General features: G+C 53.1%; 22 protein-coding genes. 11 read left to right on the top strand and 11 right to left on the bottom strand.

Annotation, left to right across the window (positions count from 1 at the left end):
• Positions 1–47: 47 nt before the first annotated feature.
• Positions 48–1,445: an oligosaccharide flippase family protein gene (locus M0D42_RS03485; RefSeq protein ID WP_265020219.1), complete on the bottom strand. Its 1,398-nt coding sequence runs from the start codon at positions 1,443–1,445 to the stop codon at positions 48–50.
• Positions 1,442–2,269, bottom strand: a complete 828-nt coding sequence (locus M0D42_RS03480) for a glycosyltransferase (RefSeq protein WP_265020218.1) — start codon at positions 2,267–2,269, stop codon at positions 1,442–1,444. Before M0D42_RS03480 ends, M0D42_RS03485 begins: the two co-directional genes overlap by 4 nt.
• Before the next feature lie 116 nt (positions 2,270–2,385).
• Between M0D42_RS03480 and epsE the strand changes: the two genes are divergently transcribed.
• Positions 2,386–3,606, top strand: coding sequence for an exopolysaccharide biosynthesis GT4 family glycosyltransferase EpsE (epsE, locus tag M0D42_RS03475; protein ID WP_265020217.1), 1,221 nt, complete (start codon positions 2,386–2,388; stop codon positions 3,604–3,606).
• Here epsE and M0D42_RS03470 read toward each other — a convergent pair.
• Positions 3,592–6,480 (bottom strand): calcium-binding protein, encoded by a 2,889-nt coding sequence (locus M0D42_RS03470; protein WP_265020216.1) that lies wholly within the window; start codon positions 6,478–6,480, stop codon positions 3,592–3,594. The two genes, epsE and M0D42_RS03470, sit on opposite strands and share 15 nt — an antisense overlap.
• Before the next feature lie 175 nt (positions 6,481–6,655).
• Here M0D42_RS03470 and M0D42_RS03465 point away from each other — a divergent pair, with 175 nt between their 5' ends.
• Together M0D42_RS03465 and M0D42_RS03460 are read left to right on the top strand one after the other, a co-directional pair.
• Positions 6,656–7,630, top strand: coding sequence for a Hint domain-containing protein (locus tag M0D42_RS03465; protein WP_265020215.1), 975 nt, complete (start codon positions 6,656–6,658; stop codon positions 7,628–7,630).
• Between the two features lie 95 nt (positions 7,631–7,725).
• Positions 7,726–8,583, top strand: a complete 858-nt coding sequence (locus M0D42_RS03460; protein ID WP_265020214.1) for a branched-chain amino acid aminotransferase — start codon at positions 7,726–7,728, stop codon at positions 8,581–8,583.
• Positions 8,584–8,596: 13 nt separating this feature from the next.
• Here M0D42_RS03460 and M0D42_RS03455 read toward each other — a convergent pair whose 3' ends face one another.
• Entirely contained in the window at positions 8,597–10,255 is a 1,659-nt protein-coding gene (locus M0D42_RS03455; protein ID WP_265020213.1) for an ABC transporter permease, read from the bottom strand.
• An 83-nt stretch (positions 10,256–10,338) separates the two neighbouring features.
• Between M0D42_RS03455 and M0D42_RS03450 the strand changes: the two genes are divergently transcribed.
• Complete coding sequence (locus M0D42_RS03450) at positions 10,339–11,214, top strand: hypothetical protein (protein ID WP_265020212.1); 876 nt, start codon at positions 10,339–10,341, stop codon at positions 11,212–11,214.
• A gap of 33 nt (positions 11,215–11,247) precedes the next feature.
• On the opposite strand, the gene M0D42_RS03445 is transcribed toward M0D42_RS03450, so the two are convergent.
• Positions 11,248–11,508 carry a DUF2312 domain-containing protein gene (locus M0D42_RS03445; RefSeq protein WP_265020211.1) on the bottom strand — a complete coding sequence of 87 codons (261 nt, stop codon included), beginning with the start codon at positions 11,506–11,508 and terminating at the stop codon, positions 11,248–11,250.
• A 133-nt stretch (positions 11,509–11,641) separates the two neighbouring features.
• On the opposite strand from M0D42_RS03445, the gene M0D42_RS03440 reads away from it, so the two are divergent.
• Positions 11,642–11,857 carry a hypothetical protein gene (locus M0D42_RS03440; RefSeq protein ID WP_265020210.1) on the top strand — a complete coding sequence of 72 codons (216 nt, stop codon included), beginning with the start codon at positions 11,642–11,644 and terminating at the stop codon, positions 11,855–11,857.
• Here M0D42_RS03440 and M0D42_RS03435 read toward each other — a convergent pair.
• Together M0D42_RS03435 and M0D42_RS03430 are read right to left on the bottom strand one after the other, a co-directional pair.
• Entirely contained in the window at positions 11,850–13,907 is a 2,058-nt protein-coding gene (locus M0D42_RS03435) for an enoyl-CoA hydratase/isomerase family protein (protein WP_265020209.1), read from the bottom strand. The genes M0D42_RS03440 and M0D42_RS03435 overlap by 8 nt on opposite strands.
• A gap of 79 nt (positions 13,908–13,986) precedes the next feature.
• Positions 13,987–14,202, bottom strand: coding sequence for a hypothetical protein (locus tag M0D42_RS03430; RefSeq protein ID WP_265020208.1), 216 nt, complete (start codon positions 14,200–14,202; stop codon positions 13,987–13,989).
• 303 nt (positions 14,203–14,505) lie between these two features.
• Here M0D42_RS03430 and M0D42_RS03425 point away from each other — a divergent pair, with 303 nt between their 5' ends.
• The 4 genes from M0D42_RS03425 to M0D42_RS03410 are packed head-to-tail and all read left to right on the top strand — an operon-like array spanning position 14,506 to position 16,676.
• A complete protein-coding gene (locus M0D42_RS03425) occupies positions 14,506–15,369 on the top strand; it encodes an MBL fold metallo-hydrolase (protein ID WP_265020207.1) in 864 nt (287 codons plus the stop codon).
• A 10-nt stretch (positions 15,370–15,379) separates the two neighbouring features.
• On the top strand, positions 15,380–15,805 hold the full coding sequence (locus tag M0D42_RS03420; RefSeq protein ID WP_265020206.1) for a YeeE/YedE family protein: 426 nt from the start codon (positions 15,380–15,382) through the stop codon (positions 15,803–15,805).
• A 1-nt stretch (position 15,806) separates the two neighbouring features.
• Complete coding sequence (locus M0D42_RS03415; RefSeq protein WP_265020205.1) at positions 15,807–16,241, top strand: YeeE/YedE family protein; 435 nt, start codon at positions 15,807–15,809, stop codon at positions 16,239–16,241.
• 9 nt (positions 16,242–16,250) lie between these two features.
• Positions 16,251–16,676 (top strand): TIGR01244 family sulfur transferase, encoded by a 426-nt coding sequence (locus M0D42_RS03410; RefSeq protein ID WP_265020204.1) that lies wholly within the window; start codon positions 16,251–16,253, stop codon positions 16,674–16,676.
• Between the two features lie 12 nt (positions 16,677–16,688).
• Here M0D42_RS03410 and M0D42_RS03405 read toward each other — a convergent pair whose 3' ends face one another.
• From M0D42_RS03405 to M0D42_RS03390, 4 genes are all read right to left on the bottom strand, one after another.
• Positions 16,689–19,367: an ATP-binding protein gene (locus M0D42_RS03405; protein WP_265020203.1), complete on the bottom strand. Its 2,679-nt coding sequence runs from the start codon at positions 19,365–19,367 to the stop codon at positions 16,689–16,691.
• Positions 19,360–19,635, bottom strand: a complete 276-nt coding sequence (locus M0D42_RS03400) for a hypothetical protein (protein ID WP_265020202.1) — start codon at positions 19,633–19,635, stop codon at positions 19,360–19,362. Before M0D42_RS03400 ends, M0D42_RS03405 begins: the two co-directional genes overlap by 8 nt.
• Entirely contained in the window at positions 19,635–20,000 is a 366-nt protein-coding gene (locus tag M0D42_RS03395; protein WP_265020201.1) for a response regulator transcription factor, read from the bottom strand. The genes M0D42_RS03400 and M0D42_RS03395 overlap by 1 nt, the downstream gene beginning before the upstream one ends.
• Before the next feature lie 107 nt (positions 20,001–20,107).
• Positions 20,108–21,334, bottom strand: coding sequence for a helix-turn-helix domain-containing protein (locus M0D42_RS03390; protein ID WP_265020200.1), 1,227 nt, complete (start codon positions 21,332–21,334; stop codon positions 20,108–20,110).
• A 216-nt stretch (positions 21,335–21,550) separates the two neighbouring features.
• Between M0D42_RS03390 and M0D42_RS03385 the strand changes: the two genes are divergently transcribed.
• Positions 21,551–22,906 (top strand): substrate-binding protein, encoded by a 1,356-nt coding sequence (locus tag M0D42_RS03385; RefSeq protein WP_265020199.1) that lies wholly within the window; start codon positions 21,551–21,553, stop codon positions 22,904–22,906.
• A 126-nt stretch (positions 22,907–23,032) separates the two neighbouring features.
• On the top strand, positions 23,033–24,064 hold the full coding sequence (locus M0D42_RS03380) for a branched-chain amino acid ABC transporter permease (RefSeq protein WP_265020198.1): 1,032 nt from the start codon (positions 23,033–23,035) through the stop codon (positions 24,062–24,064).

Below are 24,064 nucleotides of genomic sequence, written 5' to 3'. Positions count from 1 at the left end.
TCTTGGCGTTTTGGGTACCCGTCAAACCAAGCGTCAACTTGGTGAGATCAAGGCGAATTCAAGGCGAGTATTTCTGTGACAAATCCGAAGTTTAGCCAAAAAGCGACGGCAAGAATAGAGGCCCCCAAAATGGCGAAGGTCAGATCATGCAGCGGATCCCATGCACCCTGATGTCGTGCCAGCCAGACCACAACAGGATAAACCGCAACCATTCCAATGGCTTGCCCAATCAGCGCGCCAGCCAACCCATAGGTCACAACGCCAATCCAAAGCCCTGCGATCAAGAAAATCATTCTTGCAAAAGCTAAGACGAAAAACCGTTTGGAGTCCCCTGAAGCCAGAGCGGCCTGATCATAGGTCAACACAATCAGTGAAGGGAGTTGGGCAAAGGTGACGAGCAGCAGAATGCCCCCTGCTGCGATGTAGCGCGGATCATAAAGCACATCGATCAACCAACCCGACAGCATCGCCAGTACACCCAATGCCCCCAATAGAGCAGCCGACAAGGCAAAACGCATTTTCCTGAGTTTCAGGAAGTTCTCACGAGACTCCTTTGGCGGACGTTCGCGGTAGAGCGGGATCAATATGCGGCGCGTCACAGTGCCGCCCAGAAGCAGCGGGAAGCCCGCAAGGAAGAAGCCGATATTGTAAATTCCGAGCGTGCTGATCGACAGGTATTTACCGAGGATGATCTTATCCCCCTGGCTGATAAAGAACCCTGCGGCCGTGCTCAAGAAGACCCATTTTCCGAAATTAATCAGCTCCTTAGAGGATTCCCTCTCCCAGCGGAACTTGTTGTGCTCCCCCGGCAGAAAAAACGTCAGCAAGATGAGATGAACAAAAGAACCCACTATACCGCTGATCACAAACGCCCAAACGCTTTCAAGAATGATTGCTGCAACAATCGCGACGATCAGAGCAATGATCTGTGCGATCAGCTCAATGACGGTGATGCGGCCAAAATTCAGGTGTCGGTTGGCTGTATCAAGCCGAGTAGGATTGAAGCCTGAAATAAACAGGGTCACGCCAATGACCGGCAAAATCTGCTCAAGCAGCGAAGCATTGAAGAACTGCGCAGCGGGCGCTGCGATGATGAATGTCACCATCCAGAGCGTGAAGCCTCTGATGATCTGCATTGTCCAAGCTGTGTTCAGAAAATCCGGATCATCTCCGCGCTTGCTTCGCATAATTGCCGGGGTGATCCCGACATCCGAAAAGTTATTCAGCCCCTGCATGAACACGTAGACAAGCGCCATGACGCCAAAGGCTTCAGGAAACAGGATACGGGTGAGGATTAAGTTTGAGGCAAAGCGCAGCGCCTGGCTGCCGCCAAACCCCAGAATGGTCAACGCGCCCCCGCGCATGGCTTTCGCCGCCAGCCCCTGCCCGTGCAAAAGCGTTTTCACACGTCCAACTGACTGCGGCTCTGCGCCTTTATCCGTCATCGTCCTCGGCTCCATTGGCCTTCAGACTTGTCCCTGCTGAGCTTTACGATCAATGCGACCGACGCATAGACAAAGAACCCAAACGGATAGTTCAAAGCCAAGGTTGCAATCGGACCTTTGCCAAAGTTGCCTTTATCCTCATTTTTCAGCAAATGCGGAAATCGGTCGGCGATTTGATCCACGCCCTGGTTCTGGCGACGGCGCACTTTGATCAAATTGCGCCAGCCTTCCGCGATAGGCCAGATGTAGGTGCCTGGAACCCCTAAACGCTCACGCGGTTTGAATTGCAGGCGCACATACATGTCGTCCGAAATAATATCCGGGAACTCTCCCCAACGCGCGCGCCCAGCGCTATTGACGGCGAATAGGCCAGATCCCGGAACTGACTTTGCCATGAACGGCACCTTGGACCAAAAACGACCGTAGAGCCGACTGACCCGCCCTGCCGCTGCCATTTGCATTTTACCGCTGGCCCAAGCAGGCTCCTCACGATCCAAAGCACGCTCAATCTGGTGCAATACCCGCTCAGAGACCTGAACATCCGCATCTAAGTAGACACGCACATCACCGGTAGCCTGATGATCACCCACATTCAGCGCATGCAATTTGTTGCCGATTTTCAACTCGACCACCAAAAGCTCCCAACCTTTGGCCTTTGCCAGTGGCTCGTACTTGCGCGCGATATCGGCGGTCCTGTCGGTGCATCCATTCGCAACAACGATCACTTGCGCCGCCTCAAGCTTCTGAGAGGCAAACACAGCCTCCAGACAGGCGCTCATCCAATGCGCCTCGTTATTGGCTGGAATGATGATGCTCGTTTTCATGCTCGGTCCCGCCGGTTTTTTGCTGTCTTTATGCTCGGCTTACCCCGTCAAATATGCTAATTCGATAGCACGCGTCCATCGCGAAAGCATAACAAACAAAATTTCGAGCAGGCACCGTGTCGACTTCGCCCAAAATTGGCTATTTGATACCTGAATTTCCGGGTCAGACCCATATTTTCTTTTGGCGCGAGATTGAGGCGCTGGAACGCATGGGGATTTCTGTTTCCCTGTTTAGCACAAGACGCCCTCCTGCTGGGCTGATTTCACATAAGTGGTCAGAAGATGCCATTGCCCGCACAGAATACCTTGGCGTGATTGATGCCAAAGCCGCGGCTAAAACCGCGTTGAGCGTTTCACCAACCATCTATGCCAAAGACATTCTGAGTGAAGGCAAACAGCTTGCCAAAGACCTCGCCGTGACCACGGGCGCAGCACAGCTCTTGAAACAAAGCTGCACGCGGCAGGGAATTTCCCATGTACATGTCCATTCTTGCGGTCGCGCGGCTTTGGTGGCCGTCATGGCATATTTGATGGGTGGGCCAAGCTACAGCGTGACCCTACATGGCGATATTGACGGCTATGGAGCGGGCCAGCGACTGAAATGGCGACACGCGAAGTTTGCAACAGTTGTGTCGGAACAGCTCAATGGACAGCTCGACCAGGTGCTTGGACCTGACCGACCCAGCCGCGTATTTGTCCAGCCTATGGGTGTTGATCTGAATGCGTTGCGCCGGGATAGGCCATATCAGCCATATCCCCCCGGTGAAGCGCTGCGTCTTTTCTCATGTGGACGTTTGAACATTGCCAAAGGCCATCAAGACCTCATCGACTCAGTCAAGTTGCTGCGTGACAAGGGCATCGATGCCCGCTTGACCATCGCAGGTGAAGATGATCAGGGTGGCGGGGGCTTCCGAAAGGTTTTGGAAGAAAAGATCACTGAGCTGGAACTGGACAATGCGGTCACACTCCTAGGTGCAGTCAGCGCAGAAGACGTGCGCCAGCAGCTCAACGACGCCCATCTTTTTGTTTTGGCGACCCATCAGGAAGCCATTGGAGTGGCTTATATGGAAGCCATGGCCTGCGAAGTGCCCACTACAGGCACGAGGGTTGGTGGCGTGCCGGAATTAATCCATCACGGAGTTGACGGGGTTCTTGTGGAGCCTCACGCCCCCAATGACCTAGCAGCCGCCATTCAGCTGGTCGCCAATTCCCCGCAGGACGCCATGCGGTATGGCAAATCAGCACGGTCAAGAATTGAAGAGCGGTTTGATTGCCGCAAAGGGGCCGAGCTGATCGCACGGGAATCCCTAGACCTCACAATCTCAAAAGAGATCTGACGCTGACAGTATTAAATCGGGTGTTTCTGAAAAGGACAGGGTTTCTACTGCAAAGAGCCTTGTGGTGCCGTGTTTGGATTTGGCGACCAACTTCTCACCGTCCTGACCAAAGCGATATTCCTCTAGGAACCCCTGCAAGACCACGTGGTCATTGCCCTCGCCCCCATGTACATAATTGTTTCCCTTGCCTGCACTGAACTCATCATCTCCGGCTTGTCCAATTAACACGTCTGAGAATTCCGTTCCTGCCAGAACATCAGTGCCTGCGCCGCCCGTAATGACCACACCCGCAGCAAAGTCCTCTGCACTGCGAGCAATGTCCCAACTGGCACCTGCGAGATTGTAATCGCTAAGAGCCTGCAGCCGCGGGTTACCATCATTCAAATGACGCCGCGCGCCCCAACTTCCCCATTTGCTGGGCTTTGAGACGTCAACAAAAGCGTTAAACACAGTGCCGCCATTCGCCTCCCAAGCGGACAATAGGGCGTGATAAATCTCAGCCATTTCTGGCGAATAGTTTAGGGCGTGGAAAAACGCGGTCAGTTCTTCGTTCTCCGTCCAATCCAAGTGCCCAACAACATGCGTGCCGCCTTCGTACATGATGAGATCCAGCCCATGCTTCTTGGCGACATTCGCATGATGAGGCCAGAGTTCCTCGGTCAGTTGCTTTAATCCATTGCTTTGCAAATCACGTGCAACGTTTTCAATCGCCGTTTGGTAGCCCAAACCTGCCGCCTGACTCTCGGCAATCCATTTAACGACGACTGGCGCCTTTTCATCCGAACCGTACTCCAGGCCGAAGTATCCGGTGACTGCATAGGCATCAAAGTATTCAACAGGTTTGGGTGCCCCTTGCTGAACTGCAAGTGGGGCATTCAACGCCCCCTGCTCTAATCCAGGCCAGCCCGTGTGTGTCGCAAAAACGCGCGTTAAGCGATCCATGTCTTGCGCGAAGATCTCAGACCAGATCTGAGCCATTTGTGCGCTTCGGTGGCCGTAAAACTGCATCCAAGCATCCCCACCGGTATCCGCCCCCCAGAGCTTTTCAGCCTCAGCCGCGGCCCAGTGCGTCTGAGGAAACAGGAAATTCCAAACCTCGTTTGAGTATTCAACATGCGCTTTTAATCCCACACGAAGATGACTCTGAACGTAGGCCGCAAACCGACGCATGAAATCATCGTCAGCCTTGTGGGGCATCGTGAACCAAGGGTCCGCTCCAATTTGGTTGACCAGCTCCACCATTAGCTCCACCGGGACTCCGCGACGTGTACAGCTGTAGTCGCTGATTACGGGGCGGTCAGCCCAGCGCTCCAGATCAGAGCCATTGGTGAACATCCAATCCATGAAACGGACAAGACGGACATCTTCCACCACACGAAGCCATTCAGGATTGAATACGACTCCGGCTTCAAAAAGCGGGATCTGGTCTTCTCTCACAATTGAGATATTTCGAATATTATCTCCGGTCCCGTTGGGGTCGGTGTTGTAAATGACAATCCCAAGCGGTCCCCCGCCGACAGAAAAGCGAAACCAGATTTCATGGTCGCCGTAACGTGTCGCGCGCGAGCTACCTGATAGATCGATTTTACCTTCGCCCTCCCAAGACAAGCGATAGAGACCGTTGTGCTGGCGCGCGTCCTCAGGGAAATCCGTCAACATGAAGGTTTCGATTTTGGTAAGCTGCTCAGGGATTTTCACAGGCCAGCCCTCAGCATCCAGATAACCTCCATCCTCAAGCTCTGCCTGTCCCCAGCCGCCCCATTCCGCATCTTTGAGATGGCCGACCCACTGACGCGAGGATTTCATCAAGTCCACAAAAGGCACCTGCGTGGACCAGTCTGCAATGCCGTCCAATCCATACCCCAAGGCAGGGGCATCCGAGGCGGCCCTATCGACCTGAGGCACCTCATTGCTAGTTTCCGAAACGCCACTTGATGGAGCGTCAACAGACACCTCTGCCTTTTGGATCGGCATCTCTTCGGCAATGATTTTTAGGTAATCAGGGAAATGCGCTTTGATCAGCGGATGTACTTCGGCGGGTACATCATCTACATCGGGAAGGCTTCCAAAAAGCCGCGCGTAGACTGGGATCGATGCGAGGAAGTAAAGATTTGACGCCCCATGTGGCGCAGTATCCAAGTATATGTCTGTGGCCTTTAGTCCCTTCAGCCCCGTCTCGGTAAATGCGCGCGAAAGGATGCGCGCGATGGGGATCAATGTGACATTTCTCTCAGGCAAGGCAGCTTGCAGCTTATTTGCGAAGTCCACGTACCAGTCATGATAATCCCCCTGATTATAGGCATGGTATTTGCGCAATGGGCGATTGCGCGGGGGAAACCGCGTTGAAAAGGCCTCTAGATCCGCCCAGCCTTCATAAAGAATGATCTCTCGGCTCGGCGCAATATTCTGAAAGAGTTGCGCAGCTGCCGAAAGAGGAGAGAACCCCTCCGGGTTATCTCCGTGATAGGCCTCATCGGCGGCTTGGTACTGAATGAAATTCGCTGGATTAAAAATGTAGTGGCTATAACCGACATCATCGAATTGTCGGTAGCTGCGTCCCCATGCCGGGGTGACGTTTTCAAAACTCCATTGTGCCTGGGGCGGCAATTCGCTGGCGAAGTTCCGCAAGAACCCAAATTTACCATCCAGCTCCAGCTCTTCACCGTTGCGATCCGCCAAATGGGCCAGCCAGTGCGGCACTGTGGTCTTTTCGGTCTCACTGACATGATTGATCAGACTATTGCCAAAAACGAAGACCTTGGTTGCTTCGGCTCGCACCGAACCGGCAACAAACGCTAAGGCCAAAACGCACAGCAGCTGCGCAATAGAACCATCGCGAAGCAAACTGCCGTATCTACGGGTGAAATTCGTCATTCATCCTACTCCAGACAGAAAAGCCGCAATCGAAATACGACCAACTCAAATCGTCGGCGAAAAGGTTAGCGAAATATTAGGGCAATCCTATGATATTCTTGATCAAATATGCGCATTAAAGTACCCTTAAAACAAGTTAACGGGAAAACCCGACGTCTAATCCAGAGGCAAGAGCATGCCTGACTATACATTTGAAGTGTTCCGCTGGAGCGGAACCTACTACAACGCGACTTATAACGAGTCCTACACCGCAACGTTTGAAGACAATGACGGTGAGGTTGGTGGCCGGTTCGATTCAGACGAACGCGTCAGTATCGATGGGGGCGACTTCAATGGGACCAATAGCAACCCTTATTCGATTCAAGTCAGCTTTACGGATGTCGACGGCAACGATCACGTTGAAACCTTCAACTTCTTCCATACCACTGACGGCGGCTGGTACTTTGCTCCTTTGCCCGGATCGGAATTCACTGTCGGGGCCACACTTGGCCGCTATCAAAGTCACACCGTAGGTTGGTCTTATTCTGATGTTGTTTGTTTTGCTTCAGGTACTTTCATAGCAACCGATACCGGGGATCGGCCCGTTGAAGAGCTGATCGCAGGTGACCTTCTGGTCACAAAGGCCGACGGGTTGCAGCCGCTCGTGTTGAATATGAGTCGCCAGCTGAATGCTCAGGATTTGAACGATAACCCAAAGCTCCGTCCGGTCCGCATATCTGCAGGGGCATTGGGGAAAGGTCTCCCCACACGCGATCTTCTGGTTTCTCGCCAGCATCGCATGTTGATCAGCTCCAAAATTGCCATGCGCATGTTTGGTAAACCGGATGTCTTGGTCTCTGCCATCAAGCTGACGGAGCTTCCAGGTATCTTTATCGACACCAGCGTGACTTCGGTCACCTACCACCACCTGTTGATGGAAAATCACCAAGTGATTTTTGCGGAGAATGCACCCGCGGAGAGCCTTCTGACCGGGGAGGAAGCTCTGCAGACTTTGGCCCCCGAAGCATTGGAAGAATTGCAAGCGCTGTTCCCAGAACTGAAAGAGATGAAAAGCGACAATCCTGCGTCTCTTATCCCCTCTGCCAAAAATCAGAAGCGCTTGGTTGCTCGACACGGGCAAAATCGGCAACCTTTGCACAGCAGAAGATAGGTTCGCGCAACAAAATTTCTTATTTAAAACTGGCCTTGCAGCCCCTTCGTTCTCCTCGTTAAGCATAAATTTAGGGAGTGTTTTTGGAGGCTATAATGGCACTGAGCGACGATGTTCGAACCTATTTCGATGGCACATGGCAGGACGGAAACGTAGCGGTTATTCGCGCTGCGGATCATGTGGCATGGCTAGGTTCGCAGGTCTTTGATGGGGCACGCAAGTTTCAAGGCGTGATGCCGGATCTTGAGGGGCATTGCCACCGTTTGATCCGTTCCGCTGAAGCTATGGGGATGATCCCTAATGTCTCAGGCGAAGAGATCATAGACATCGTAAAGGAAGGCGTGGCCACCTACGCAGACGACGCGCAGCTGTATATTCGCCCGATGATGTGGGCCACGGAAAGCACACCAGGGATCATTGATTTGGTGCCTGAATCGACAGTTTTCTCTGTCTGTATTGAAACGCTTCCTATGCCTGAGATCGGCGCATTTTCATTGACAGTCGCACCCTTCTGCCGCCCGCGTCAGGACATGGCGCTGACAGAAGCGAAAGCTGGATCTCTTTATGCCAACAACGGTCGTATCATGGCATGGGCGCGAGCGCGTGGTTTCTCGAATGCTTTGTCGCTCGATATTGATGGCAATGTAGCTGAGACAGCCTCAACGAATGTCTTTGCAGTCAAAGACGGTGTTGTGTCCACTCCGGTGCCAAACGGCTGCTTCTTGAATGGCCTGACCCGTCAGCGTGTCATTAGGCTGCTGCGCGCCGATGGTGTCGAGGTGAATGAAGTCAAAATGACAGTTGCGGACTTTGAAACTGCGGATGAGATATTCTGCACTGGGAATATCGCGAAAGTCATGCCTGTCGAAAAATTCCAAGACCGCGTGCTGGGTACAGGTCCGATCACCCAGCGGGCACGTGATCTCTATTGGGATTTCGCGCTGTGCGCCTGAACAGGTAATTTGACTATCGGTTGGCCCGGGCCAGAAGCGACACAGCGCAGAGTCCGACCAACACGATCAGCAAAGCTCCCGGGCTTGCATCGCCAAGATTTTCAAGACTGGCCTGGTCATGCACACGCGTGGCCAGGGTTTCATAGTTAAAAGGCCGCAGCAGCATCGTTGCCGGCAGTTCCTTCACGCAATCCACAAAGACCAACAGCAGCGCAGAGCCGATTGAGCCCCTGATCAGCGGGAAGTAAATTTCCTTGAGCGTTTGCGCCCGTGTGCGTCCCAGTGACCGTGCTGCCATCTCAAGGCTCGGCGACACACGCCCCATCGCCGCATCTGCCGCCCCCTGCCCGATGGCAAAGAAACGCACACAATAAGCCAAGACCAGCGCAAAGGCAGAGCCCGTCAGGATAAGCCCTGCCCGCTCGCCAGTGATGCTTTCAATAAAATCCGCGAGACGATGGTCAAGGAAGGCCAATGGGATCAGTATCCCCACCCCCAAAACGGCACCCGGCGCGGCATAACCAATGGTCGTGATGGGCAGCAACAAGCGTGGCAGTTTGCGCCCGGACAATCTTACGCCGTAGACCAAGAAGACCCCAGCCAGAACAGTCACAACTGCCGCGATACCCCCAACAGTAAGCGTATTGGTCAGCGCACGCAGAAGCCCCTCGTCTGTCCAGCTTTCTGGATTGTCCAAGGCATGGCTCAGGATCACGGAGACCGGCAGCAGGAAGCCAACCGCAAAAGGTATAAGGCAGGCCAGAGTCGCTCCGGCAGCGGATACGCCACTCAAGCGCACACGATCAACAGGGCGGTGCCGATTTGAGAGGCTGAAGAATTTGATTTTCCGGCGGCTGATCTTTTCCAAAGTGACGAGGAAAATCACCAATATCAAAATCACTGACGCAATCTGCGCCGCGCCGCCCACGTTGTGGCTTTCCAGCCAAACATTGAAGATGCCGGTCGTTAGCGTTTGCACTGCGAAGTAATCAACGGTGCCAAAGTCATTCACGGTTTCCATCATGACAATCGCAGCGCCCGCCGCAATCGCAGGCCGTGCCAACGGTAAACCGACGCGCATAAAGCGCCCGATCGCGCCTGCCCCCAAGGATCGTGCCACTTCTTCAGCGGCACCAGATTGTTCGCGAAAGGCTGCACGCGCCAGAATGTAGACGTATGGAAAGAGCGAGGCCGCCAAAACGATGATGGCAGCGCCAAGCGAGCGGATCTCAGGGAACCAATAATCGCGAGATGTTTCCCAGCCAAATATGGATCTCAGGCCTGTTTGCACGGGACCTGCGTATTCGAGGAAATCCACTAGAGCATAGGCGCCTACATAGGCTGGGATCGCCAGTGGTAAAAGCAAAAGCCACTCAAGCCAACGCGACAGCGGGAATGTATAGCGTGAGATCAACCAAGCTGCCCCAGTTCCCACACTGGCCGCCAGAAAACCAACCGAGAGCATCAGGATCAAAGTGGTCTGGAAATAGCGCGGCAAAGTTGTCGCCAGAAGATGCGGCCAGATGTTCTCCGTCGGGAACAACGCCAGGATCGCAACCGCAACAATCGGGATCAATACGATAGAAGCGATGAACACAGCCCCAAGGGACCATGGATCAAGGCTCAAACGCCGTCTGACAGTAGAATTTGGCTGTGCCGGTATGTCACTCATGTGGACGTGTTGCCCGAAACTGGTTTCGCTGTCCAGAAACGAAGCTATATTGTGGCGCAAAGTAGCAGAAAGACCCAATTGATATGCAGGTAGCCTTACACTTCGGAGCGCCCTACACCGATGAGAACCGGCTGCAGCTGTGTCTCGGCAAAAACCGAGAAAAGCTGGCGGAGGTTGGAACGTTTATTCCACGCCCATCGAGCTACCGCAAAAACCTGCGTCCCGTCCTCCATAAGTTCCGTGGCGGCTTGGGGGATGATGCGCTACGCGAAGAATTCATCACCTCTGTTGCAGGCGATACCCAGCCCGACCGTGTGGTGTTCTCAACCGACAATTTTCTCGGTGTTCCGCGCATGAGTGTGCGCGAGGATCAGTTTTATCCGGGATATCCAAATCGACTGGACAGCTTTCTGCAGCTTTTTGATGGCGCGGATGTCGAACTCTATTTCGCCACCTGCAACCCTGCCACCTATCTACAAAGCATGATCAAAGCCCATCCGGGGGAAGACCCTCAGAGTCTGATCGAATACAGCGATCCGATGCAGTTACGCTGGTCGCAATTCATAGCGCGTATCAGAGATATCTATCCTCAATTGCCCATGACCGTTTGGTGTAATGAGGACTCGCCATTGATCTGGCAGGAAATCATCCGCGAAATCGCAGGGGTTGATCCGACCTTTGAACTCGCAGGTGCTTTTGATTTCTTAGAAGAAATCATGATCCCAGAGGGCTTTAAGCGTTTCAAAGACTATATCGCTCAGCGCCCAAACATCACCGTTGTTCAGCAAAAGCGTGTGATTGCCGCCTTCCTAGAAAAATTTGCGCGCGATGACATTCTGGAGGAAGACATCGATTTCCCGGGGTGGACAGAGATGCATGTCGATGCGCTCACTGAGCTTTATGACGAAGACATCTATGAGATCGAAAAAATACCGGATGTGAAATTTCTCACACCTTAAGAAGAAAACCCCGGCCGAAACCGGGGTTTTTCTTTAGCTCATACCAAGCGCTTCTTTATACATTTCCAGAACCGCCTCTTCTTCGGCGATGTCGTTCTGGTCGCGTTTGCGCAACGCAATGATCTTGCGCATGACTTTAACGTCATAGCCACGGCCTTTGGCTTCGGCCATCACCTCTTTCTGGTGATCCATGATGTCTTTCTTTTCCTGCTCCAAACGCTCAAAACGTTCAATGAACTGGCGCAGCTCGTCAGCAGTTACGCGGTAGCTTGCCTCAACAGTATTCTCGGACATGTTCACTCCTGTCTTCTTCAATCGCGCACCCTAATGCGCAGCTTTGAGGGCCGCAACTGGCAATCTATTCAGTCTTGCGAATAAAGGCGCAATCCATTACGCGGGGCCGCAATCTGATCGAAAGGATAGACGCATGGAATGGCTGGTTTGGATAGGTACTGCGATTTCGCTGGTCGGTCTTGCGGGCTTGATCATGTCAATCGTGCGCGTTGCGGGTCTTAAAAAGCAAAACCTACCGGACGAGGAGCTGCGCGCAGCGGTTCAGAAAGTTATGCCTCTGAACCTTGGGTCGCTGTTTCTATCCGTGATAGGCCTAATGACCGTAATGGTTGGTATTTCCTTCAGCTGAACCGTTGAACTTCTGCGTTTAGCGCGCTGAAGCTTAACCCGTTTTTGATCATATCAAGCAAAGCCTCACTGGGCGTTTCTTTGCCATCTTCACCTGTCAAAAGGTATCGAAGATGCAGCAAACCTTCTTGGTCAGCGGCATGCAATGGGCCGCCAAGATCTACTGAAAGTCCGAGTTCTTCGGTCAATATCACGTCTAGCTCACCTGCACATCGGATGTCCTCTTCAGCAAGCATCGTGGCAGCTTTGTTTGCCAGCACCGCCAAACAATACTGTTGGATTTCCAAGGCCTCTGCTTTTGCGCCTCGGTCTTCTCTCAACGATTGAATGACACGTGTGGCAATCGGATTAGGTAATCCTTGGCGCCCATCTTCGGAGAGATAAAATCCAACTTCCGCGCTGTCTTCTGAGCGCTCCTGATCCGCGAGTGCGCGCGTGATTTTCAAATCTCCTTTGAAACCAGAAACATCAGACGCAAGCTGCGTAATGACTTCAAGTCCAAGCTCTTCAGCCATTCGGAAGGGTCCATCTCCGAAACCTTTCTCCGATAGGGCCGCATCAATGGCGGAAACAGGCGTTCCGCTCAGGCAAAGTGTTTCAGCAGCCTGCAGAAGGGTGAGCCACATGGAAATTGACACGAAACCCGCTTCTTGTTTGGTCTCGATACCATTCAACCCGAAGGTATTCAGCAAAGTCAGCACCAATGCACGGGTGCCAGAATGATTTTCACCCGATAAGGAATAGACAGCGCTTTCTTGATAAAGATCCGGTTCCAGCCACACTTTGCTAAACTGCGCTGGTCGCCCAAATGCCAACTCGACCGGCTCAATTCCCAGCTCCTGAGACGCCACTGTAAACACAACGTGCCCGGGTAAAATATCCCCTAGCTGCAGCGCACGCGCCAAGAGACCAGCACGTTCCTCTTCACTGGCATCCAGAACCAAATCAGCTGTCGCGCAATCCGCAAGCTCAGAGCTGATTGTAAGTTGATCGGACAAACCAGCCTCATGAAAGATATCGCTTTCCTGCGTGCTTGCCACCTGCCGCGCAACATCAAGAACCTCAAATCGAAAATCATCAGTTGCGAGAGTGTCCCCCAGCACAGCAGTCACCGAACGGCCTGATAAAAGCAATCGTGAGACACAGTTTTGCGCAAGCTCACCATCCCCAACTACAGCGATACGGCCAAGCTGAGTTATCGGAGTGATTTGGGCGCGGATATCTTCCTTTAAACGCCAGCGTTGAAAACTCAGGTGACGTTTTGCACGAGCCTTCGGACGCGCCTCTGCGATTTTGAAAAGCTCTCGTTCGACATCGATGCCGGACGAAAACTGAAGCAATAAAGCCGTTTCGACTGCATTTATGATGGATTCAGAGATTGGATCATTTGCTCTTTCAGCGCGTGCGTCCACCAAGGCACTTTGAAAAGCGACCGGGTCCGCGAGGCCTTCATCGCGTGACGCGATCGACAACGGGCCAATATTTTCTTCTGCCAATGATACCGCAAATCTCTTCGCGCCGGATTTGAAGTCGCCTTTAATCTCGGCGTCAACTACAGGGCCTAGTTCAGAGGATTTGACCGGTAGCCCGTCCAAAAGCAAATCCAAGCTTGCCCCTGCCCCCAAAATGCGAGGCAATGTCTGTGTTGCACCTGCGCCGGGCATCAAACCGTGCGAGATATCAGGGAAACCAAATGAAACGCCGGATGCGGCCAGTCGGAAGGAGCATAAAAGCGCGACTTCAAATCCCGCTCCAAAGGCATCGCCCTGAATACCTGCAATCACGGGTTTAGGCGCATCTGTCAGCAAATCTATTAGATGGAAAAGTGCGATTTGATCCGCATCACTTGAAAGACTGGACAGGTCATATCCTGCTGAAAAATATGATCCTGCTCCTGTTAACAGAACGATCTTGACCGTCTTGTCTTCAAATGCGGTTTGTAACGATTTGGACAGTTCAAAACACATCAGGCGCGATAACCGATTATCGCGCCCGTCATTCATTTCAATATGGCAGACCGATCCCTGCGTTTCACTTCGTAATAAAGCCACCAACGAGCCTACCCTACCGTTTAATCAATGACTTAACTCTACAACGAAGCAGGGGGCATCTGGCAAGGCTTGCTGGGTTTTAGACAGGCACGTTGTCAAAAGCAGCTTCAACTGCTTCATCCACCAGATCCAAATCCAGACGATGTAATGTGCTGGGAACTTTACCCCCACGGAGTTTAATCAACTCTAGGGTGCGATGTAACTGGTCGTGCAATGCGAACCTTTCATCACCAGAGGTATCTGAAATCTTTGTTGCAATTTCCTGAGCACGCTCAACAAGTTCTTTGATATCCATCTTCTCTCCCTTAAGCATTATTCAACCAAAGCATGAAGTTTCCGCCCCCTTTAAAGCGCAAATATTTCAGTTTCAAGAAACCGATCCTTCGGCCCATCGATGACCGCTGCTTTGCATTTGGTTGATACCGAAAACTACAGCGCGAATCCGGATGGCAGACAAGTGCGCCCAAATATTTCGGAGCGTTTTCTCCTTCAAATGCTTAATATCGAGAAGGGAATGATCATTCTTTGACCTGTATCAAAACACAATCCTTGAACATATTCCATTTATGAAATATGTAATCTCGAAAGGAGCAAGCCCATGAAACCAGACGTCACAGGATTTTTTGACACTGATACAAACACGGTGTCTTACGTGGTTGTTGATCCAGACGGATCCTCCTGCGCCATCGTTGACAGCGTGCTGGATTTCGATTTCGCGTCCGGCCATACGAACACAAAATCAGCAGACGATGTGATCGAATTCGTGCGCTCTCGCGAATTGAAAGTGGAGTGGCTGCTAGAAACCCATGTGCATGCCGATCATCTCTCTGCTGCCCCCTACATCCAGCAAAAAGTCGGGGGGAAAATAGGCATTGGGGATCGGATCACCGTCGTCCAAGACACCTTCGGTAAAATCTTCAATGAAGGTACAGAATTCCAACGAGACGGCAGCCAGTTTGATCAGCTTTTTCAGGAAGGCGATGTCTTCATGATCGGACAGATGCGCTGTGATGTGATGCATACACCGGGCCACACACCGGCCTGCTTGACCTATGTAATAGGAGATGCCGCCTTTGTCGGCGACACGCTCTTCATGCCTGATTTTGGAACTGCGCGATGCGACTTCCCTGGGGGCTCTTCAGAAGAGCTTTATAACTCCATCCAGAAAATTCTGACCCTGCCGGATGAAACGCGCATCTTTGTGGGGCACGACTACAAAGCGCCAGGACGAGACAAATTTGCCTGGGAAACCACGGTCGCAGAAGAGAAAGCATCAAACGTGCACATCGGTCAGGGTGCTTCCAAAGACAGTTTTGTCGAAATGCGCGACAGCCGCGATGCGACGCTTTCTAAACCCAAACTCATTATTCCCTCGCTGCAAGTGAACATGCGGGCAGGCAATATGCCGGAACCAGACGAAGACGGTGATGTCTTCCTCAAGGTTCCCGTCAACAAACTCTGAAGGATATAAGATGCAAATGGACTGGATCATGGGCCTCGTCGGTGGCGCGATCATCGGCCTGGGCGCAGCTGCCTATCTGCTGATCAACGGAAAGATTATGGGCGCCTCCGGTATCTTAGGGGGTCTCGTGGATGGTTCGGGACGCGACAGTTTTCGAGAGCGCCTCTTTTTCCTTGCAGGCGTATTCATTGCCCCTGCCCTCATTGTAATGTTCCGCGGAGGTATAGAAACCCAAGCAACCACAAACGTGCTCGTCTTGGTTGTTGCAGGTCTGTTAGTGGGTGTCGGCACACGCATCGCCAATGGCTGCACCTCGGGCCACGGGGTTTGCGGAATCTCGCGATTAAACTTACGCGGGATTGTTGCGACGGTCTTTTACATTCTCGCTGGTGGCATCACCGTTGTTCTGTTTCGTCATATTCTGGGGGTCATCTGATATGAAACGCGAATTATATGCGCTTTTTGCAGGCGGCCTCTTTGGTGTCGGCCTCTTCATTTCCGGAATGACGGAAACCGACAAAGTTCAAGGCTGGCTAGATGTGTTCGGCCAATGGGACCCCACGCTCGCCTTCGTCATGGGCGGCGCGATAATTCCAATGTTTTTCGCATGGCGTTACACCAACAACAGACAGCCGGTTCTGGGCGGGGATTTCCCTGCAAAGCCTGATCCTAAAGTAGGACGTAACCTGATCATCGGATCAACACTTTTCGGCATGGGTTGGGGACTTGCCGGACTGTGCCCCGGTCCCTCTATTGCCTCGTTGAGCTACGGGGGCTGGCCACACTGGCTGTTCTTTGCTGCGATGATATCAGGGATGATCTTTGCACCTCGGTTTCGGGAGCGTCTGGACAGTATGGTTCCGGCAGAGTAAGCAGTCGCCATGGATATTCGCGAAATCACGCCACGCTACTCGGTGTCCCCGCAGATTGCTGCCGAAGACATCCCGGAAATCGTCGCCGCAGGCTATACCTGTGTGATTTGCAACCGCCCGGATGTAGAAATCCCGCCATCGCACCATGCGACAGTGATCGAAGCTGCCGCAAAGGCAGCGGGATTGGATTTCATTGTCAATCCGCTGACGCATGAAACAATGACGGCGGATCGACTGCAGCTGCAAAGACAGACATTGGAAGGCGCGGAAGGCAAAGTGTTGGCCTATTGTGCCTCTGGCACGCGCTCGACTGTTGCTTGGATGTTTGGTCACGCGGATACTCTGGACGCTGACACCCTGCTGAATGCGGCGGCGGCAGGTGGCTACCATCTGGAAGCCCTACGCCCTCAGCTAGAGTATCTTTCACAGTCCTGATCCCTGACCGGACTACTGTGCCGCCTGACGTAGCCTTTGCGGAATGGTGACGCGGAACGCCGCGCCACCCTGCCCTGGCAGATAACTGATCTCACCACCGAGGCGCTGCATGATCTCTCGACAAATCGCGAGACCAAGCCCGGCGCCTCCTGCTTTTTGCTGATTCACTCGCGCGAATTTTTCAAAGATCAGTTCCTGTGATGCTTCTTCGATGCCGGTGCCATTGTCAGCAAAATCAATTAACACGCGCTCGTCTTCTTCGGTGACCGTGATGGTCAGGATCGGCTCTTTCGCATCGCAGTATTTCTGCGCATTTCGGATCACATTGATGAACACCTGACTAAGACGATCCACATCGGTTTCAAGTTCCACATGAGCAGCATTGGCCTTCTCAACCCGCAGCACGGTTTCGGCCCCGCTAACCGCTGTTTTAATGGCGTGATCAAGCAAGGTATCCAGGCGCGCGCGCTGGGTATTGAGCGAGACGCCACCGTTTTCCAGAACATTTAGATCAAGCAGATCATCTAAGAGCCGTGTGAGACGCACCGCCTCGTCGTGAATGATCCCACCATATTTTCGCTTTTCACTCGCACTCAGACGCTCGCTATCTCTCAGGATTTCCGAAAACGCCCGGACTGAGGTCATTGGCGTACGCAGCTCATGGCTGACCTGGCTTAGGAATTCATCTTTCTGTTCTGAGACCAGCAGCAACTTGTCATTTGCCCGTCGTAGCTGTCGGGCAGTGCGTTCTAGCTCTTCCGACTTCACTTCAAGCTGATTGGAATACTCCATGATCTGTGCGGTTTCATTTGCCACAGCCATCAGGTCTTGCACCGAAACAGATGCGCCGCCGACAATTTGCCCAATCATCGCATGGGCCGTCGCCGCCCCGACAGAGCCCGATAATTCACGCTCCAAGACCTGAAGGAAATCAGAGTTTGGCTCAGGCAACACCCCGGTCAAACCCTGCTGTGTCGCTTCCCGCTCAAAGAGGGTTTGGGCTTCGCGTGCCCCCATAATACGCTGCGCCATGATCATCAGGTCTTCAGACTTCGCAACGCCACCTGTCCAGCTGGGCGCGCGCGAGGAATGCTCGAAGATATTTACAAACTGAGCACCTTGAAGGCGTTCCAATGGTGATGGAACCCCCAGCATAGACACCAGGAAAAACGACAGCGCATTCAAAGAAATTGACCAGAAAATCGCATGAATAAGCGGATCTAACCCGCTGATTCCAAAGAGCGCCTGCGGTTTCAACCACCCAATGCCTAACGGACCGGATTCCATCACAGACAGCGGGAGGAGAACACTGTCACCAAAGCTCGGCAGCAACAAGCAATAGGCCCAGAGCACAAAGCCAACCGTCAACCCGACAAGCGCACCAACGCGAGTTGCCCCTCGCCAGAACACACCGCCAACAAGTACCGGAAGGAACTGCGCAACCCCGGCGAATGAGATCAAACCGATGGAGGCGAGCGCAGTACCACCACCGGAGAACCGGTAGTAAATATAGCCAAGCAGCAGGATCACCGCGATTGATACGCGACGCGACAAAAGCACGACTCCACGCACGTCACCGGAAATGCTCGCGCGCACGCCACCGGACAGCGAGAGCCAGATTGGCATCACAATGTGGTTTGAAACCATGGTCGAGAGTGCAATTGCAGCCACGATGACCATTGATGTTGCAGAGCTAAAGCCCCCCAAGAAGGACAGCATAGCAAGTCCTTCGTTGCCGGTGGCCAAAGGCAACGTCAGAACAAACATATCCGGGTTTGATCCTGCAGGCATCAAGTCGAGGCCAACGACCGCAATTGGCACAACAAACAGACTCATCACCATCAAATAGGCCGGGAAAGCCCAGCTGGCCGTGCGCAGGTGATCCTCGTTTTCGTTTTCTACGACCATCACCTGAAACATGCGTGGAAGGCATAGAACAGCCGCCGCAGATAGGAATATCAGCCCCGCCCAGCGTCCACCTTGGATTTCCCATTTGGCAATCTTGGATGCTTCGATGCGCGCTAGAATATCGGAAGGACCATCCGCGATTCCCCAGACCACGAAGACACCCACAGCCAATAGTGCAAAGAGTTTGACGACAGCTTCCACAGCAATCGCCATCACAACACCATAGTGGCGTTCATTGGCATCCAAGTTGCGCGTTCCGAAAATAATCGTGAAAACTGCTAGGCCTCCAGCGACCCATAACGCAGTAGCTGACAGGTCACTTGCCCCACCGGGAGCACCTGAGAAGACAGCGAAACTTGTGGTTACAGACTGTAGCTGCAATGCGATGTAGGGTGTGGTGCCGATGACGGCAAGGATTGTGACGCCTACAGCCAGCATATTAGACTTGCCGTAACGCGAGGAAATCATATCCGCGATAGAGGTAATCCTCTGGCTGCGCCCAATCCGAACCAGCTTGCGCAGGAACCACCACCAACCAAACAAGACAAGGGACGGGCCGATATAGATGGTCAGATATTCCAATCCAGATCGCGCCGCATAACCAACGGCACCGTAAAACGTCCAAGCGGTACAATAGACCGAAAGCGACAGCGTATAGACCAGTGGCAATTGCAGCCACGCCCCCTTCCCGCGCAGTGTCGCCCGCTCCGCGGCAAAGGCGACACCAAACAGAAAAGCCACGTAGATCAGACAAACGGCGACCAATGCGTTCAGACTACCCATTGTCGCTTCTCGCCTTATTGTCCTCGCCGTCGACATCTTTCAAAGCGCGCGCTGAAAGTGCCTTGGCCAAAACCAAAATAAACCAGATCACAAAGATATAGATGATCGCATCCGCACTTGAGACCTGATCTGCTCCCTCTGTCGTCCACAGAAGCGGGACCAGCCATAAGACCAGCCCGATCAGAGGTAGCATTTTGATCCAGTCAATCAGACGCCGGCGGCGGTAAGTCTGCCGTTCTAAGAATACAGATGAACGCGGCCCGCGCATTACGCGGCGAGTTCCTTCACTGCATTTAAGACATCCGCATTCGAGAAGGGCTTAGTCATGAACATGTTCGCCCCGGCCTTTTCAGCCATTTCTCGGTCTTTAGATTGCCCGCGCGCAGTCAGCATCAATACAGGCAATACCCTCAATGCGTCATCCCCACGGATGTCGTTCAATATTTCATATCCGCTTCGCCCCGGAAGCATGACATCTAATATGATCACGTCCGGCTCACGCTGCTTGATCGCCTCCACAGCCGTGTGGCCATTGGAATGCGTGGCAACGTCCCACCCATCTCTTGATAGGATGAAGCTGATCGCTTCAATAATATTCGGTTCATCCTCGATCAGAAGAACTCGCTTGCCCATGCCTCTCTCCCCATTGCAAAAGCTCGCGTTCAGATATTCTTATCCACCACGCCTCAAAAACCAAGTGTTTTCAAACACCCAAATGGTCGCACATTGAGACTAAACTCTTATTTCACCTGCCCTTCACTGCCTTGGTAATAGGCTGATGGCACGATCAGCATGTAAGCGACATAGATTGGCATCTCGTCAAAACTCATCGCGTTGATAGGTTCCGCCACCGCAAAACACTCAAACTTCTGAAACTCGTAGTCAGGCACTTCTACAGTCCTGCGAATGGGTTGCATAGGTCGACTTAGCGCTTCAAACAGCGGCCATTGCGCACGTGTCGCCATAAAACGACGAGCGCCAAAGCCTTCCAGCTTACGGTGAAACTGCAGACTCCCCGGCGCGTCACAGACCACAAGCCCCACATCAACGTTCAGCACATCAGCCGGCATCATCGCCAGCCGACGGAGTGCCGTTCCAGGTGACACTTCGAAAAGCGTTGCCAGTTTTGAAGGGTCTAACCCATTGGCCTGAATGGCTGATCTCATAGTTGTCATAGGCATTTTCGCGGCGTCTCGACTATACTGCTCCAAGAGCTCCAGGGCCTGCTTGCGTGCCGCGACGGTCTGGAGTTCATCCGCATCGGCTATCAGCGCCTCTGGGTCGCCGGTCGCAGTTTCAAGCCCCGGGAAATTGTAACCGTGTCCACTTAGGAATTGCTCAATCTCTTGCTGAGGTGTCGCTGCTGCGGCTGGATTTTCGCTGCCCGCATCCAAGAAATGAACGAGAGCCTGAGCGCTTTCGGCCAGGCGAGCGCTATCTTCATTGATATTGCGCAGGAATCGCGCCTGCCATTCAGGTCCGATTTCTTTGTTCTCTGCCAGGATTGACGCGGTTGAGCGAATGGCTGTTACCGTTGACAGGACTTCATGCATCGAAGTCGAAAGCAGCGGATCGTAGGCCATTCGGTCTGACAATGCCTCTACCACGCGCTCAAGTTTCATGACCTGTTCGTGCCCCAATGTCACCAGCTGAGCCCATCCTGGAAACCGTCCGGCAAACTCGTCAATCCTATCGACTTCAGGTTCCACTTCCGGCCAATCATCTGCTGCATGACGCAGACTGGCAGCAAGGTTTGCCTCAGCACCCTGACTTAACAACGCAACGTCAACATCCAATTCCTGGGCAATATCGATCAGGAGTTTGCCACCGATTTTTCGCTTATTATGCTCGATCAGGTTGAGATAGCTCGGTGAGATTCCCACCGCTTTGGCCAATTCCGCCTGCCTTTTTCCTGCCAAAGCACGGCGTTCGCGTATCCGACTTCCGATCAGTCTGTTTTCCGGCATCGCATTTCCTCGTCATTTCAACGGCTTTCTGCACGGCAGAATAATAACTTTACAAACCAACCCTAACTCCAGAAAGAAATTTTACAATTTTTTTCTTTTGTTACGGGCTCTTATTGATAAGTTTTCTGATTTCCCACGAAAATGCAATGGCATGTAAATGCGCGTACTGAACGGAAGAGGAGCCGGTCAGTGCAACATTCCAAAGGGAGGAAAATAATGTCTAAAACGACTGTTTCTCGTCGCGGCGTCCTGAAAACAGGTGCGGTGGCTGGTGCGGGTCTTGCCGTTCCAACAATCTTTACTGCGAGCTCTGCCTCTGCCTTCACTAACGAACCAACCGGTTCCACCGTGACGCTTGGCTTTAACGTTCCACAAACCGGTCCTTATGCGGATGAGGGTGCAGACGAATTGCGCGCTTATGAGCTGGCGGTTGAGCACCTTAACGGTGGTGGCGACGGCGGCATGATGAACACCTTCAGCTCCAAAGCGCTGAATGGCTCAGGCATTCTGGGCAAAAAGGTTGAATTCGTCACCGGTGATACGCAAACCAAACCAGATGCAGCGCGCGCTTCTGCTCGCTCCATGATCGAAAAAGATGGCGCAGTGATGATCACCGGTGGTTCTTCTTCTGGTGTTGCGGTTGCTGTACAAGCGCTTTGCCAAGAAGCTGGCATCATCTTCATGGCAGGTCTGACCCACTCCAATGACACCACTGGTAAAGACAAGAAAGCCAATGGTTTCCGTCACTTCTTTAACTCCTACATGTCTGGTGCGGCGCTTGCGCCAATCTTGGCCAAGAACTACGGCAAGGATCGTAAAGCCTATCACCTGACCGCGGACTACAACTGGGGTTACACCACAGAAGAAGCGGTACGCACATCTACAGAAGCTATGGGCTGGGAAACTGTTGCAGCGGTGAAAACACCACTCGCACAAACAGACTTCTCGTCCTATGTGGCACCAGTTCTGAACTCCGGCGCGGACGTTCTGGTTCTGAACCACTATGGCGGCAACATGGTGAACTCGCTGACCTCTGCGGTTCAGTTTGGTCTGCGTGCAGCAGAGGCGAATGGTAAGAACTTTGAAATCATCGTACCGCTTTATTCCCGTCTGATGGCACGTGGTGCTGGTAAAAACGTTGCTGGTATCTTCGGATCCACCAACTGGCACTGGTCCTTGGAAAATGTGGCGGGCTCTCGCTACGCAGGCACCAACGCCTTCGTTCAGTCCTTCGGCCAGAAATACGGCTTCCCACCATCTCAGGCGGCGCACACCGTTTACTGTCAGACGCTCCTATATGCAGATGCAGTCCAGCGTGCGGGCTCCTTCAACCCATGTGCGGTTGCAGAAGCTCTCGAAGGCTACGAGTTCGACGGTCTGGGCAACGGCCCAACCCTCTATCGTGCCGAAGATCACCAGTGCTTCAAAGACGTGCTGGTCGTGAAAGGTAAAGAGAACCCAGACAACGAGTTCGACTTGCTCGAAATCGTTGACGTTACCCCGGCGGCGCAAGTGTCTTATGACGCGTCGATCTTCGGTGGCGAGCTGGGTTCCTGCAACCCGGGCGCATAACCTCCCTCGGCGCTGGGTTCCCGACAGACCCAGCGCTGTTTCACACACACGGTTAAGCGACGGAGAGGGCATCTCCTTTCTCCCTGGGGAGGAGATGCCCAACACACCAAATCCACGGTGGGGATCATGGACGCAATTATTCTTCAAATCCTAAACGGGCTCGATAAGGGCTCGGCCTATGCGCTGATCGCGCTGGGGCTTACTCTTATTTTCGGCACCCTAGGTGTTGTGAACTTCGCCCACGGGGCGCTGTTCATGCTTGGGGCCTTCTGCACGGTCACCCTAAGCCGGCTGCTTACGCTCAGCCACGAGGTCGTGGACCCGACTAGAAAAGACTTTTTGGGTAATCCGCTGAAAGTCGATGTGCCTTACATCTACGACATCTTTGGGGAAACGACGGGGGCCACGATCATAGACTGGGCGGTCCCACTCTCCATTCTGTTTGCGATCCCTGTCATGATTGGCATCGGCGTTCTGATGGAACGCGGACTGATCAAACACTTCTACAAGCGTCCTCATGCGGATCAGATCCTTGTGACCTTTGGTCTGGCTATCGTTCTGCAGGAAATCATCAAGTATTACTTCGGTGCAAACCAGATCCCGGCCCCTGCCCCACAGGCTTTTGTCGGTTCTTTGGATTTCGGTGCGCTTGTGGGCTTTGAGCCCGGTGCAATCATCTATCCATACTGGCGGATCGTTTACTTCTGCTTCGCGATGATCCTGATTGGTGCCGTCTTTGCCTTCCTGCAATTCACCACCTTTGGAATGGTAGTACGTGCTGGCATGGCAGATCGGGAAACGGTTGGCTTGCTGGGCATCAACATCGATCGCCGCTTTACCATCATGTTTGGTATCGCCGCCGCTGTCGCTGGTCTGGCAGGCGTGATGTACACGCCGATTAACTCACCCAACTACCACATGGGCATGGATTTCCTCGTGATCTCCTTTGTTGTGGTTGTTGTCGGAGGCATGGGTTCTCTGCCCGGTGCGGTTCTGGCGGGTTTTGTTCTGGGTGTGCTGGAGAGCTTTGCTTCCATGCGCCAAGTCATCGAGCTGCTGCCCGGTGTGAATCAGGTTGTCATCTACCTCGCAGCCATCGTCATTCTGCTAACGCGTCCACGGGGCCTTTTGGGTCGCCGCGGTGTGATGGAGGACTAA

The organism is Cognatishimia activa (assembly GCF_026016445.1).
GTDB classification, from domain to species: Bacteria; Pseudomonadota; Alphaproteobacteria; order Rhodobacterales; family Rhodobacteraceae; genus Cognatishimia; species Cognatishimia activa_B.
The sequence above is the reverse complement of the archived record's forward strand: the minus strand, read 5'-3'. Positions and strand labels throughout refer to the sequence as shown.

Excerpts from the sequence above, each read along its gene's own strand:
- M0D42_RS03485 (WP_265020219.1), bottom strand. The coding sequence starts at position 1,445 with ATGACGGATAAAGGCGCAGAGCCGCAGTCAGTTGGACGTGTGAAAACG.
- M0D42_RS03480 (WP_265020218.1), bottom strand. The coding sequence starts at position 2,269 with ATGAAAACGAGCATCATCATTCCAGCCAATAACGAGGCGCATTGGATG.
- M0D42_RS03470 (WP_265020216.1), bottom strand. The coding sequence starts at position 6,480 with ATGACGAATTTCACCCGTAGATACGGCAGTTTGCTTCGCGATGGTTCT.
- M0D42_RS03465 (WP_265020215.1), top strand. The coding sequence starts at position 6,656 with ATGCCTGACTATACATTTGAAGTGTTCCGCTGGAGCGGAACCTACTAC.
- M0D42_RS03460 (WP_265020214.1), top strand. The coding sequence starts at position 7,726 with ATGGCACTGAGCGACGATGTTCGAACCTATTTCGATGGCACATGGCAG.
- M0D42_RS03455 (WP_265020213.1), bottom strand. The coding sequence starts at position 10,255 with ATGAGTGACATACCGGCACAGCCAAATTCTACTGTCAGACGGCGTTTG.
- M0D42_RS03450 (WP_265020212.1), top strand. The coding sequence starts at position 10,339 with ATGCAGGTAGCCTTACACTTCGGAGCGCCCTACACCGATGAGAACCGG.
- M0D42_RS03445 (WP_265020211.1), bottom strand. The coding sequence starts at position 11,508 with ATGTCCGAGAATACTGTTGAGGCAAGCTACCGCGTAACTGCTGACGAG.
- M0D42_RS03440 (WP_265020210.1), top strand. The coding sequence starts at position 11,642 with ATGGAATGGCTGGTTTGGATAGGTACTGCGATTTCGCTGGTCGGTCTT.
- M0D42_RS03430 (WP_265020208.1), bottom strand. The coding sequence starts at position 14,202 with ATGGATATCAAAGAACTTGTTGAGCGTGCTCAGGAAATTGCAACAAAG.
- M0D42_RS03425 (WP_265020207.1), top strand. The coding sequence starts at position 14,506 with ATGAAACCAGACGTCACAGGATTTTTTGACACTGATACAAACACGGTG.
- M0D42_RS03420 (WP_265020206.1), top strand. The coding sequence starts at position 15,380 with ATGCAAATGGACTGGATCATGGGCCTCGTCGGTGGCGCGATCATCGGC.
- M0D42_RS03415 (WP_265020205.1), top strand. The coding sequence starts at position 15,807 with ATGAAACGCGAATTATATGCGCTTTTTGCAGGCGGCCTCTTTGGTGTC.
- M0D42_RS03410 (WP_265020204.1), top strand. The coding sequence starts at position 16,251 with ATGGATATTCGCGAAATCACGCCACGCTACTCGGTGTCCCCGCAGATT.
- M0D42_RS03405 (WP_265020203.1), bottom strand. The coding sequence starts at position 19,367 with ATGGGTAGTCTGAACGCATTGGTCGCCGTTTGTCTGATCTACGTGGCT.
- M0D42_RS03400 (WP_265020202.1), bottom strand. The coding sequence starts at position 19,635 with ATGCGCGGGCCGCGTTCATCTGTATTCTTAGAACGGCAGACTTACCGC.
- M0D42_RS03395 (WP_265020201.1), bottom strand. The coding sequence starts at position 20,000 with ATGGGCAAGCGAGTTCTTCTGATCGAGGATGAACCGAATATTATTGAA.
- M0D42_RS03390 (WP_265020200.1), bottom strand. The coding sequence starts at position 21,334 with ATGCCGGAAAACAGACTGATCGGAAGTCGGATACGCGAACGCCGTGCT.
- M0D42_RS03385 (WP_265020199.1), top strand. The coding sequence starts at position 21,551 with ATGTCTAAAACGACTGTTTCTCGTCGCGGCGTCCTGAAAACAGGTGCG.
- M0D42_RS03380 (WP_265020198.1), top strand. The coding sequence starts at position 23,033 with ATGGACGCAATTATTCTTCAAATCCTAAACGGGCTCGATAAGGGCTCG.